9 protein-coding genes are annotated in these 13435 nt (G+C 38.7%); 8 read left to right on the top strand and 1 reads right to left on the bottom strand.

Going from position 1 to position 13435, the window contains the following annotated elements:
- Window positions 1-478 precede the first annotated feature (478 nt).
- The gene (locus tag BGM26_RS13485; RefSeq protein ID WP_217040307.1) at window positions 479-1399 is read right to left on the bottom strand and encodes a nuclease-related domain-containing protein; all 921 of its coding nucleotides are present in this window, start codon (window positions 1397-1399) and stop codon (window positions 479-481) included.
- Window positions 1400-1801: 402 nt separating this feature from the next.
- On the opposite strand from BGM26_RS13485, the gene BGM26_RS13480 reads away from it, so the two are divergent.
- The 8 genes from BGM26_RS13480 (at window position 1802) to BGM26_RS13445 (ending at window position 13435) form a co-directional block, all read left to right on the top strand.
- Window positions 1802-2320: a YbaK/EbsC family protein gene (locus BGM26_RS13480; RefSeq protein ID WP_217040306.1), complete on the top strand. Its 519-nt coding sequence runs from the start codon at window positions 1802-1804 to the stop codon at window positions 2318-2320.
- 354 nt (window positions 2321-2674) lie between these two features.
- Complete coding sequence (locus tag BGM26_RS13475; RefSeq protein ID WP_217040305.1) at window positions 2675-2962, top strand: SAV0927 family protein; 288 nt, start codon at window positions 2675-2677, stop codon at window positions 2960-2962.
- 36 nt (window positions 2963-2998) lie between these two features.
- Window positions 2999-3247 carry a biotin/lipoyl attachment domain-containing protein gene (locus BGM26_RS13470; protein WP_217040304.1) on the top strand — a complete coding sequence of 83 codons (249 nt, stop codon included), beginning with the start codon at window positions 2999-3001 and terminating at the stop codon, window positions 3245-3247.
- Between the two features lie 199 nt (window positions 3248-3446).
- Window positions 3447-5555 carry a sigma-54 interaction domain-containing protein gene (locus BGM26_RS13465; RefSeq protein ID WP_483297805.1) on the top strand — a complete coding sequence of 703 codons (2109 nt, stop codon included), beginning with the start codon at window positions 3447-3449 and terminating at the stop codon, window positions 5553-5555.
- Between the two features lie 220 nt (window positions 5556-5775).
- Window positions 5776-7248 carry an aldehyde dehydrogenase family protein gene (locus BGM26_RS13460; RefSeq protein ID WP_217040777.1) on the top strand — a complete coding sequence of 491 codons (1473 nt, stop codon included), beginning with the start codon at window positions 5776-5778 and terminating at the stop codon, window positions 7246-7248.
- 379 nt (window positions 7249-7627) lie between these two features.
- The gene (locus BGM26_RS13455; RefSeq protein ID WP_217040302.1) at window positions 7628-8998 is read left to right on the top strand and encodes a putrescine aminotransferase; all 1371 of its coding nucleotides are present in this window, start codon (window positions 7628-7630) and stop codon (window positions 8996-8998) included.
- Between the two features lie 332 nt (window positions 8999-9330).
- Window positions 9331-11226 (top strand): PTS mannitol transporter subunit IICBA, encoded by a 1896-nt coding sequence (locus BGM26_RS13450; protein WP_217040301.1) that lies wholly within the window; start codon window positions 9331-9333, stop codon window positions 11224-11226.
- A 118-nt stretch (window positions 11227-11344) separates the two neighbouring features.
- Entirely contained in the window at window positions 11345-13435 is a 2091-nt protein-coding gene (locus BGM26_RS13445; protein WP_217040300.1) for a BglG family transcription antiterminator, read from the top strand.

Here is a 13435-nt window from a genome sequence, read left to right as displayed (position 1 = left end):
AAACCGGTCGCCATGAGTGGTCCATGGCGATCGAAATCGGGAAGAGTGAGCTAAACCGGTCGTCATGAGTGATCTATGGCGATCGAAATCAGGAAGAGTGAGCTAAACCGGTCGTCATGAGTGGTCCATGGCGATCGAAATCGGGAAGAGTGAGCTAAACCGGTCGCCATGAGTGATTCATGACGATCGAAATCGGAAAGAACGAGCCAAGCCGGTCGCCATGAGTGGTCCATGGCGATCGAAATCGGGAAGAGTGAGCTAAACCGGTCGCCATGAGTGATTCATGACGATCGAAATCGGAAAGAATGAGCCAAACCGGTCGCCATGAGTGATCCATGGCGATCGAAATCGGGAAGAGTGAGCTAAACCGGTCGCCATGAGTGGTCCATGGCGATCGAAATCGGAAAGAATGAGCCAAACCGGTCGCCATGAGTGATCTATGGCGATCGAAATCGGAAAGAATGAGCCCAGCCGGTCGTCATAGATGATTCTCTTGAGAATGAACATAATATGAGAACTTACCATGCCCCAAAAGGTTATAGTTTTTCGTTAAAATCTTTCTGATTGTCAACTTAGACTCAATCACCCCACACCATTCGTGAATTGCGTTGGTTGTAATTTTTCTAACTGGAAAAAGAAGCTTATATTGCTCCACGCTTCGCATTACAGCAGATTCGATATTTTCTTTGCACCCACATTCTTTACACACCAATTTCTTTTCCCTAGTCATAAAGGAGTTGCATAGTCTACAAGTCATCCCTTTTTGTAGTTGATCATAGTCATAAGCGGGTAAACGTGAGTAAGGAGATTCATCTAGATGCGCAGATACTAATTGTTCAGCTAATTTAGCGTGTTTTCCATTCAGTTTTGATGAACTCATATTTAATTTTTTCATAAAACGATTAAGCTGTGACGGAAAAATAATAGGCAGATTTAGTGGGGCTTGAAATAGAGTAAACTCGGGGTTGATGAAGATAATGTACGCTTCGATTGAAAAGTTTAATCCGAGATCTTGGAGTAATTGTCTAAGTAAAGATTCACTTCGTGTTAATTGAAGCAATGGATTCTTAATTTCATTTCCGGATAGGGTATACCACTTTTCTGCATTGATATAAAAGTCACCTTCATAATTTTTTACTTCAAAAAGGTAAATGGTTTTTGGAGAAATGAGCAGCGAATCGATTTGAAATATCGTGTGATTACTCTCGAACAGCAGGTCGTTTAGAATAATCCATTCATTAGAGAGGTTCTTTAACAAGTCATCAAAGATTCGTTCACCTTCGTAACCTTTCTCAAGATTTATATAATACTGCTTTTCTTTAACGGATAAATCCATTCGTGTGTTTAAACATCTCAGAATCTTTAATTCTACTGGTTCAAAGCGAGGTTTTATAACCATATTTCACACCCATTCTTTGGTTTAGGCTAATACGACATACAAGATGTACAAGTTTCCGATGCAGCCATCTGACTAGGAAGCTTCGACAGTGGTGCATCCAAGACAAAAACGAAACGCATATTAGAGAACGAGGCATTCTGGGTTGGTAGGACAATACTATGCTGTCTATCAACATTGAGTTTTTAATAACAAATAAATTATAAATGCTTAATTTAATAATATGAAAAATTACCCATTTTTTCAAGGCGCAATCACAGAACTCTTCCTTTGATAAAATTTTTTAATTTGTTTGATATGCCTAACAAATTCTTGTTTTTACAGAATTTGATCATTCCCATTGCTTTGCTGCGTTAAAGGATGTTATCATCTTACATAATATTGGTATGGAAAGGATGAATATAGATGTCGTTGGAAAGTGTAAAAGCTCATTTTAAACAGTGGAATCGTGAGAGGGATATTATGGAGTTTGAAACATCGAGTGCGACAGTACAATTGGCTGCGGATGCGATTGGTGTCATCCCAGCGCGAATTGCAAAAACCCTATCCTTCAGGGGAGAAGGGGATAAAGCAATCCTAGTTGTCGCAGCAGGTGATGCTAAAATTGATAATAAGAAATTCCGTCATACATTTCAACTCAAGGCACGTATGCTCACGCCTGATGAGGTCCTCGAGCAAACAGGACATGCGATTGGCGGTGTTTGTCCGTTTGGATTAGCAAATGAATTGGACGTCTATCTGGATGTCTCGATGAAACGCTTTAAGACCCTTTTTCCCGCCTGTGGAAGTACAAATTCTGCCATCGAATTGACATGCGATGAATTATTACAATATTCATTTGCGAAAGAGTGGGTCGATGTTTGTAAAGGATGGGAAGAAGAAGAGCTTAGGGAGACGGTTGCCTTAAACATCAATAGTCATTGAGTGAAAAAAGATAGATCCTATCCATAATCTTGGCTAAGAAATGAACCAAGACCGAAGAATAATCGAGCAATTTCCTGATTATTCTCCGGTCTTTTTTTGCTTTTATAAACTATTCAAAATTGCATAATCTATGCATTTATAACATTTAAACAAGATTGAAAATGCTTTAACGCCTTTAGAGAGACAATCAAAGAAAAGGAAATAAATTTTGGCACAAATTTTGCATCTATAATAAATATATAACTAAAAAGAGGTGGTCAGTAAAGGAAGTGGCTGCATAATAGAGGGAATTCATGCATTAGCGGAAGCATCACGACTTCGTGGTTGGATAGCAGTGTGAAGGGAGACGAAAATATGGTAGAAATTTTATTAGAAGAAAGAGAAACCCAATCGGTCAATCATTATTGTGTAGCAACCGACGATCATCGCTATGACTTTTCTGTCATTTATTCAAATCATTTTTATGGAAAAGCAATGGTTGTTTCGCTTCAAACTGGAAAAATGGTCTTAATGTGCCAAGACGACATTGAAAATGATCTGTATTGGGCAAAAAAATTAGGGATAACGGGAATAGATATAAATGCCTGCCAATCCTTTTTTCAAATGATCTTAAACCATAAGCACTTTGCCAATCAATATTAAATAAGAATCGCATATAGAGAAAGGAGGATAATTATAGTGAATCATGAATTTATTATAAGTTCATGTTATGGCATCATAGAGGACATTTCCATTGATATTCATTCACGGATTTATGAATGGGAAAAATTGTTTACGATACGAACCGTTCATGGAAGCCTTGAAACAGTAAGTGTTGGATTTAGCGGGAAAGTTCATTCTTTAGAGGTACAAAAAGGCGATCGAGTGATACCAGGGATGGTCCTTGCGTTTATTAAAGAAGATTTAATTGTGAGTGGAAGCGATTGAGGTTAATAGTCAATTTGGAACTGGGGGGATGTACAATCATCTCCTCTATTAACATTGGTAGAATATATGGAATATTCCCATTTTTATATAAAATTAAACCATTATTCTTATTAAGGGAATCAATCAAATGATATAATAGAAATGGTTGGATGGGAGGAGGTAACGTGTGTTTTCACTTGAAAAGGATAATATCAGATCAATCATTTTAATATCAAAAGATAGTCCTATAGAAGATTGGAAGTCCAAACTTAGAAATAATAATGAGCCTTTCCTTTTTCTGGAGGAGGATAAAAAACTAATTGCCTATATCCGGATAAAAGATATTCCGTCAAATGATAAAATTGATCATAATATCACATTCGAAACGTTATTAAGGAACTCAATTTCATTAGTAAACGTGAGTAAATTAAATCAAACCATTTCAATTCCAATTCTATTTCAAATACTCGGAGAGCCTATTGCACTCATTATCAATGATCATGGCGAGCCAACTGGTTATATTCGAAGAGAAGATGTATTAGCAAGTTTATTTAAACAAGAAAATCGGAGCAGCTTCGACTTATTGAAAATTATTTTGACTTCTATTCCAATGGGCATATTCGTTGTTGATCGTGAGAAAAATATGATTAATTTTAACGAGTCAGGATTAAGAATGATCAAAATGACTTCCGATCAAGTCATGAATAAACCTGCTGAAAGTATTTTTAATGGTGAGTCTATTAATAATGTTTTTTTATCGGGTGAAACGATCTTAAATCAAATCCAAATTACAGATAAAATGGGTGTTCTCGTTGATTACAGCCCTATTACTGATTTTAACGAGCAAGTAGAAGGCGTTATTATCATTGTTCAGGATCTGCCGATGGTTGAAGAAATGGCGATGGAAATTGAACATATCAAAAATTTAAATCAGGATTTAAATGCAATTCTTTCAACGATTTATGATGAAATTCTCGTCGTGAATTGTAAAGGTGAACTCATTCGTTATAGTGATAGCTTTATCTCTGACTTTTGGGGAGTGGAGCTGAAAGATCTGATTGGAAAAAGCTTGTTAGATCTTGAGAATAAAGGATTGTTTAGTCCTTCCGTCACCCGCTTAGTATTAGAACAAAAGAAAAAAGTGTCAATTGTACAAGAAACGAAAGGCGGGAAAAAAATTCTCGCAGTCGGAAATCCCGTTTTTAATGAAAAGGGAAAGATTGAACGCATCATTATTGCATCAAGAGATATAACAGAAACAACAAAGCTAAAAACAGAGCTTAGGGCGATCAAAAGAATATCCGATCAGTATAAACAGGAGCTTGACACGTTCAAAAATAAAGATCAGTTTTTTAAGAAATTAATATATTGCAGTCCGAAAATGGAACAAATTATGGAGCATGTCAATAAAGTTTCCAATTTTTCCTCAACTGTATTAATCGATGGCGAGTCAGGTGTAGGTAAAGAAGTCATCGCCCAGGCTATTCATCAAATGGGGAATCGAGCCAATCAGCCATTTCTTAAATTAAATTGTGGCGCCATTCCTGAGAACTTATTGGAAAGCGAGCTTTTTGGGTACAGTAAGGGATCATTTACGGGAGCAGATAAAAACGGAAAAGAAGGTTACTTTCAAAAAGCGGATAAAGGAATTTTGTTTTTGGATGAAATTGGAGAGATGCCAATGAGTCTGCAAGTGAAATTGCTTCGAGTTCTTCAGGAACAGGAAGTGGTTCCAATTGGAAGCACCACGCCAATCCAAATTAATGTTCAAATTGTCGCAGCGACTAATAAAAAATTGGAAAGAATGGTTGAGCAAGGGACATTTCGTGAAGATTTATTTTATCGTTTAAACGTGATTCCGATTCATGTTCCTCCATTACGTGAACGTCCGGAAGACATCCCGCTCTTAGCATTTCATTTTCTTCAGCAATTAAATGAGAAATATAATAAAAATTTCCATTTGTCGCCTGATGCTCTTAATCTCCTTGAAGTCTATCCGTGGCCTGGAAATATACGCGAGCTGCAAAATATGATTGAAAGATTAGCTGTTTCTACTGATCACCAGACGATTGATGCTCATTTTGTTAATCAATTTCTATCCGTAGGAGGCGATTTCAAAAAGGAAAAACCAGTCTTTTCAAAGGTTTTTCCACTTCAGGAAGCGCTTGATCACGTAGAAGAACAATTGATATTACTTGCCATGAAGCAGTATAAAACAACAACGAAAGCAGCAAAAGCCCTTGGCGTGAGTCAGTCTTCCGTTAGTCGGAAGTACCAGAAGATTTTAAGTGAGAAGCATTCTAATAAAGATGGAATGATTCTAAAGTGATTTAACTAATCTATGACGATAAATTCCAAAAGGTGGTACAGACATGTTCTGTGCCACTTTTTTATATTTATAGATTTCTTTATGCATAGTTAACTATCCTATGCAAATCTGCATACTTTTAAGCTATTACTCTATAGCAAATGTATGAACAACCAGATTTTAAGAGTTGGCACATATCTTGCATTAACTATAAGCAAAGAGAAAAGGAGGTATGCATGTGATGTTTAATCTAAAAATGTATATCAATGGGGAATGGAGAGATTCACAAAATAAAGAGAAACGCAATGTCATAAATCCAGCTACAGGTGAAGTCTTTGCTCAAGCAGCTGAGGGAACTGTAGAGGATGTAAGAGAGGCCATTCAGGTTGCAAAAGCAACTTTTGAAAGCGGTGTTTGGTCTGAAATGGCCCCAGCAGAGAGGGCTTCATATTTATTTAAAATTGCGGATAAAATCGATGAGAATGCAGAGGAACTTGCCCGGCTTGAGACGATGGATAATGGAAAGCCGCTGCGGGAAGCAGGGTTTGATATGGCAGATGCAGCTGCTTGTTTCCGGTATTATGCAGGTTTGATTACGAAGCCAGATGGCGTGACTTATCAGGTGCCTGATCCTGTTCAAGCATTTGTTGTTCGTGAGCCGGTAGGTGTTTGTGGGTTGATTGTTCCATGGAATTATCCGCTTATGTTAAGTGTTTGGAAGCTAGCACCTGCGCTAGCTGCAGGGAACACCGTTGTTTATAAACCGTCTGAAGTGACACCGCTCACACCGACAAAGCTGTTTGAGATTTTTGAAGAAGTTGGTTTGCCGAAGGGTGTTGCCAATATGGTGATGGGCGCAGGATCAGCTGTTGGCAATGAAATAGCAGAAAGTCACGATGTTGATCTTATCTCCTTTACAGGCGGGACAAAGACAGGGAAGCACATCATGAAAGCGGCAGCAGGAAACTTGAAAAAAGTCTCTTTAGAACTTGGAGGGAAGTCACCAAATATTATATTTGCAGATGCTGATTTTGAAACAGCTGTTGACTACGCGTTGTTTGGGATTTATGCAGGATCTGGTCAAGTATGTTCCGCAGGATCGCGAATTTTGGTCGAAGAAAGCATTTATGATCAATTTGTTAACCGTTTTGTTGAGCGGGCAAAGCAGATCAACGTTGGTCCCGGAAATGACACAAACACGGAAATGGGTCCGTTAGTCAGTCAGGAACATATGGAAAGGGTCTTAAACTATATTGAAATCGGCAAAGAAGAAGGAGCCCGGGTTGTTTGTGGAGGAAACCGAATAACTAAAGAAGGGTTGGAAAAGGGCTATTTTGTTGAGCCAACCGTTTTTGTTGACGTTACTCCTAATATGAGAATATTTCAAGAAGAAATCTTCGGACCAGTCGTCATAATTGAAAAGTTCAAGGATGAAGAGGAAGCCATATCACTTGCAAATAGTACAAATTATGGACTTGCAGGCGGAGTATTTACGATAGATGGGGCGAAGGCGCTGAGAGTGACAAAAAAAATCCGTTCGGGAATTACTTGGATAAACACATACCACAATACGTATAACGAAGCCCCATGGGGTGGCTATAAGCAAAGTGGAATCGGACGCGCACTTGGAACATATGGATTGGATGTTTTCCAAGAGATTAAGCAAATTAATATAAATTTACAAGTAGAACCAATTGGCTGGTTTTCAAAATAACCTGCTATTCAAATAGAAAATATTCATAAGCGTATGCTCTAAAGCTCAATACGTAAATGTCGTCGGCTTCATTTCATTGTGCTGGCGTACATCAAGGACAATTTCTGCCGAATCCGACAACGGTTTAGTTTTTGGCTGTTTTCGTAAACTTTGTTGTTTTTTAGTGTGATTTTATTCAATTATCTGAGTTGATTGGAGCGGAGGGCACTTGACTCCTGCGGTAATAGAGGGAAGCGGGAGACCCCGCAGGCGGTAACGCCGAGGAGGCTCCCGTCCCTCCACGCGGAAAGCAAGTGCCCGCAGCGGAAATCAACGGGCAACTTTTGAAGGCTATGCGAAAAGAGCCTAGTTTTTACACACAAGTAGAGGAGAGATAAATATGAGTACAAATATTGAGAATAAAAAAGAAGAGTTACAAGTTGAGAGTGTTGATCAATATATTAAACAAGTATTAAAGATGATTGAGAAGGAACAGGTGACAGAAGAAGAAGCCAAATGGATTACGCAGGAAACGGTGAACAATTTCCGCGAACACGTGAATCCGGGCTTTTTAGAATATCGAAAAACGGTCACTCAAGATGGTCAGTTTGCAGCTGTTGAATGGTCAGATGGGGGTTCTTGTTTCCAGGATGTAAACGGGAAAAAGTATATTGATTGCCTTGGGGGCTTTGGTATTTACAATGTGGGCCACCGGAATGAAAAGGTAGTGAAAGCTGTGACGGATCAATTAAAGCGTCAAGCACTTCACAGTCAAGACTTGCTTGATCCTCTTCGTGCCATTCTAGCAAAAATATTAGCAGAGATTACACCGGGGGATTTAAAATATTCCTTCTTTACAAATAGTGGAACGGAAAGTGTTGAGGCTGCATTAAAACTGGCAAAAATGTATAGCGAACGGACAACATTTATCGCAACCACTCGTTCCTTCCACGGAAAAAGTCTTGGATCGCTATCTGGTACAGCAAAAGGAATGTTTAGAAAGCCATTCCTTCCATTAATTCCAGGTTTTCGTCATGTAGCCTTCGGGGACATCGACATGATGAGAAAGACGTTTGAAGCATGTGCACTAGTTGGGGAGGATGTTGCAGCAGTCCTATTAGAGCCAATCCAAGGTGAGGGCGGAATTATTCTACCTCCAGAGGGCTATCTAAAGCAAGTTAGAGAGCTGTGTGATGAATATGGAGCATTGCTCATCTTTGACGAAGTTCAGACAGGTATGGGCCGTACTGGGAAAATGTTTGCGGCAGAATTGTATGATGTTGTTCCAGATATTCTGTGTCTGGCAAAAGCATTTGGCGGGGGAGTCATGCCAGCTGGAGCAATCGTGGCGAAAGAAAAAGTATTCAAAAGCTGGTTTGATAATCCGTTTATGCACACGACAACATTTGGCGGAAATCCACTTGCTTGTGCGGCAGCGATTGCAACCATTGATGTCTTATTAGAGGAAAATTTACCAGCTCGCGCTGCTGAAGTTGGAGAATATTTCTTACAAGGGCTTAAAGATGCCACGAAAGGTCATGAGGATAAAGTAATGGAAATTCGCGGACAGGGCTTAATGATCGGAATTGAGTTCCATAAAGATGAAGTAGGTTACGAAGTGTCCAAAGGAATGTTTGATAAAGGAGTGCTCGTTGCCGGAACGTTAGTAAACTCAAAAACAATCCGCATTGAGCCGCCATTAAATATTAGTTACGATGAAGTAAATATAGTTATTCAAGCATTTAAAGAAGTTTTGCAGAACGTAAATTAATAATTGTCTATATGAAGACGTGCTTAGAGCCTGTTTTGTTTTTCAAAAACAGGCTCTTTGAATTCTGTGAAATTTATCGCTTCTCGGAAGGCAAATCGGACCGACGAATAGATAACAAAATAGTAAACAGTGTCTTTGAGGTAATACTATGTTAGCCAACTTTATTTTTATTGTACGATTCAGCAAGTATAGGCCGTATAATCACAGTGTTTTTGATAAACAATAGGTTTGTCACTATCGTCAAGACAAAGTTAGTTTTCCTCTTTATTGAATATAGAAGATTTGTACTTTACCATTAATAATGAACAATATTAATGAAGGGGAGAGAGCAAATGGCTCAATCTAATATAAAAGTAGCTATACAGAAGTTCGGTAACTTCCTAAGTTCGATGGTTATGCCGAATATTTCAGCTTTCATTGCATGGGGATTAATTACGGCATTATTTATTCCTACTGGTTTCTTCCCAAATGAAAGCCTTGCCAAAATGGTAGGTCCAATGATTACCTATTTGCTTCCGCTATTAATAGGATATACAGGCGGTAAGCTCGTACATGACCAGCGCGGTGCTGTTGTTGGGGCAATTGCAACAATGGGTGTCATTGTAGGGGCAGAGATTCCAATGTTTCTTGGTGCCATGATAGTGGGGCCAATTGGAGGATATGTAATTAAGAAATTTGATCAGCTAATTGAAGGAAGAGTTAAAGCTGGTTTTGAAATGCTTGTTAACAATTTTTCGGCAGGGATCCTTGGTGGCCTGTTAGCTATTCTAGCCTTTTCGGGAATCGGTCCTGCTGTTGAAGTGTTTACAGGGTGGTTGGTCAACGGTGTTGATTGGTTAATAGGGACTGGATTATTACCTTTAACAAGTATCTTGATCGAACCTGCAAAAGTGTTATTCTTAAACAATGCGATCAACCATGGTGTGCTTTCGCCAATTGGGGTCGAACAGGTGAAACAAACAGGTCAATCCATACTGTTTCTTCTTGAGGCGAACCCGGGCCCTGGAATTGGCGTCCTGCTAGCCTATTGTTTATTTGGAAAAGGGAATGCGAAAAGATCAGCGCCTGGAGCAGCCATTATCCATTTCTTTGGTGGGATTCACGAAATTTATTTCCCATATATTCTAATGCGTCCGATGTTGATTATTGCTGTTATTTTAGGTGGGATGAGTGGCGTATTCACCTTGGTTCTGTTAGGTGGAGGATTATTTTCCCCAGCATCACCGGGCAGTATTTTTGCCATCGCTGCTGTTACTCCACATCATACGAGTGCGTATATTGCGAACTTCGCTGGAGTGCTAGTAGCTGGAATTGTCTCTTTCGTTGTTTCTGCATTCATACTAAAAACAGGCAAGCAAACAGATGATAATATCGAAGAGGCAGCAAGAAAAATGCAAGAAATGAAAGGAAAGAAAAGCTCTGTTGCAAATGTACTTGCTTCAAAGGGTACGATGCCTGAAAATGTTAACAAAATTATCTTTGCTTGTGATGCTGGAATGGGTTCAAGTGCGATGGGTGCATCTCTTCTACGCAAGAAAGTGAAGGAAGCAGGGATGAATATTTCTGTAACCAATATGGCGATTAGTAACATCCCATCTGATGCACAAATTGTCATTACACAGGAAGAGCTAACCCCAAGAGCACAGAACAAAGCACCTAATGCGTATCACATATCCGTGGATAATTTCTTATCAAGTCCAGAATATGATAAATTAATCAGCCAATTGCAATTTCCTGCCAACGCGGAACTACATGAAATTGTTGAAGATGCTGAAGCGGTTGTCCCAAGTAATCCCGATAGTGACAGTCTGCTTCGTCCGGAAAATGTATTTCTCAATCAATCTTTCTCCAATAAAGAAGAGGCAATTCGCTTTGCTGGAAGGGCTTTAGTGAATGCGGGGTATGTAAACGAAAGCTATATTGAAGCCATGATTGCTCGTGATGAAATGACTTCAACCTATATGGGAAATGATGTTGCGATCCCGCACGGTACAGAAGAAGCGAAAAAGGATGTCCTTACATCTGGATTTACCGTATTGCAAGTTCCAAACGGAGTTGATTTTGACGGTCAAAAAGTACGCTTGATTTTCGGTATTGCTGGGAAAGAGGGCACACATCTTGAGATTTTATCTGGAATAGCGGTTACTTGCTCTGATATGGAGAATATTGAGAAGATGGTGAGAGCTAAGTCAGCTCAAGAGTTAATGGATATTATAGGAAAAAAATAAATACTTATTTTTAACGAATAGAAAAGCGTTCTTATGCGCTTTTCTATTCACTGTTTTTCCGCAGTCTAGTTCCGCGCCAAGGAGCGCTTTACTTCCTAAACTGAAATGAGTGGGTATCATGCATATTACCTCAAGGGAAAAAGTAATTATCGAATTAATTATCAAAACATCAGGAAAACATACGGCTTTGTCGATTGCGACTTATTTAAATGTAAGTGTCCGAACCATTCATCGTGATTTAAAAAACATAGAAAAGATTCTCCAATCATTTGAGCTTCGATTAGCCCGCAATATCGATAAAGGGCTTATGGTTGAGGGGAAAAATGAACAGATCTTTCGAATTATCCAGCAATTAGCTGGTATTGACCCTATCGATCAAACACCTCAGGAAAGAAAACTACTGCTGCTAATCGTCTTGCTACAAGAAGAATATGTAAAAATTCAATCGTTATCCTCCTCTTTAGGTGTAAGCATGAGCACATTGGCCATTTACTTGGATGAACTCACAGACTGGCTAAGGAATTTTCATGTTCGGATTACGAGAAAAAGAGGAGTAGGGGTCGAACTAATTGGAACAGAACAAAATAAACGAAAAGCTCTAGCAAGTTTTTTCTTACTTTATTTTAATGAAGACCTAATTGAGAATTTATTTTTACTGGAAAGTGGAAGGAATTCACAAGAAAGGATCTTACATTATTTCCGCTCAGACTACTTCCTTACAATTGATAGGTTAGTAAATGTTACTTTTAATAATATACAGCCGCGCCTTGCAGATGGTGATTACATCGGATTAATTGTACATATTTGTATTACTATGCAAAGGACGGAAGCCCGTTTTCAAATAGAGGAAAATATCGGCTGGACCGATGAAATCGTTAATGAATACAACCTAATCAAGAGTATAAGCGAGGAGCTAGAGAGATCATACTCAGTATCTTTAACGCAAGACGATATGATCTATTTGGCGGTCATCCTTAAGGGCTCTAAGCTACAAGCAGTGGGCGATGTTCCATATGACAGAATAGTCATTAGTCAGAAAATAAAAAACTTAATCCAAGATGTGTCCTCCCAACTTCATGTTGATTTAACAAAGGATTTTTCTTTGTATCAGGGGCTTCTTTCTCATATGGAACCTTCGCTTTTTCGGATCAAGCAACAGATGGGATTGTTTAACCCTCTCAAAGAGGAGGTAAAACGAAAATATCCTGTCCTATTTATGGCGGTAAAAAAAAGTGTAGAAATGGAATTTGAAGAGATTTCTAATTTTCCCGATGATGAAATCGCCTTTATTGTCCTCCATTTTGGATCGGCATTAATGATGCACGAAGAGGAAATAGAGATTAAAGCACTGATTGTCTGCCCAACGGGAATAGGTACATCTAAGATGCTGGCAAGCAGAATAGAAAAAGAAATAATTGAGATTAATTCCGTAGAAATCCAATCGATTAAAGATATTCAAAGGCATGGGAATTTAAAAAGCTATGATGTGATCATCTCCACCGTTCGGCTTCCATTCATAGGAACAGAATATATATTAGTTTCTCCGCTGTTAAATGAGGAAAATATATTAGCAATCAGAAGCTATATAAAGAATGATATTGGAAATTTAACGAGAAAAAAGAACTATATAAAATCAGTAGGAAAAGCTGCTCCAAAATTTAGTCCACCAAAGGGAGAACTTACGAAAAAATTACAAGAGCTGAAGGATGTACAACAAAGCATCCAAGCTGTTATCAATAATTTTCGCGTCTATCAGATCCCGAAGCTAAAAGAGTATGATCAAATCATTGAAGACATGTTAAGGATGGCGGAAAAAGAAAAGCTTCTAACAAATGTAGATGATGTTATGGAATCACTTAAGGGTCGGGAAAGAATAGGCGGGCTTGGAATACCGAATACGGGAATGGGGCTTTTCCACTGCAGGCATGAGAAGGTCCAGGAGCTAATTTTTCAAATTAGCCATTTGACTGAGCCTTGTCTAGTTAAAGGGATGGACGGAAATGATATGTACATGGAGAATTTGTTGTTAATGTTGGCACCTGAGGAATTAAGCTTGATAGAACAGGAAATAGTAAGCTTGATAAGTACAAGTTTAATTGAGAATAATGAAGCCATTATGGTTTTTTCATCATCAAATGAGGAATTAATCCGCACTAGATTAGAGGGCATTTTTTTAGATTATCTTCATACAAATTTAATAAGGGACTGA

The sequence above is a fragment of the Bacillus sp. FJAT-29790 genome, from assembly GCF_019039215.1.
GTDB lineage: Bacteria > Bacillota > Bacilli > Bacillales > Cytobacillaceae > Cytobacillus.
Note: the sequence above shows the minus strand (reverse complement) of the source record. Positions and strands in the feature narration are given on the sequence as shown.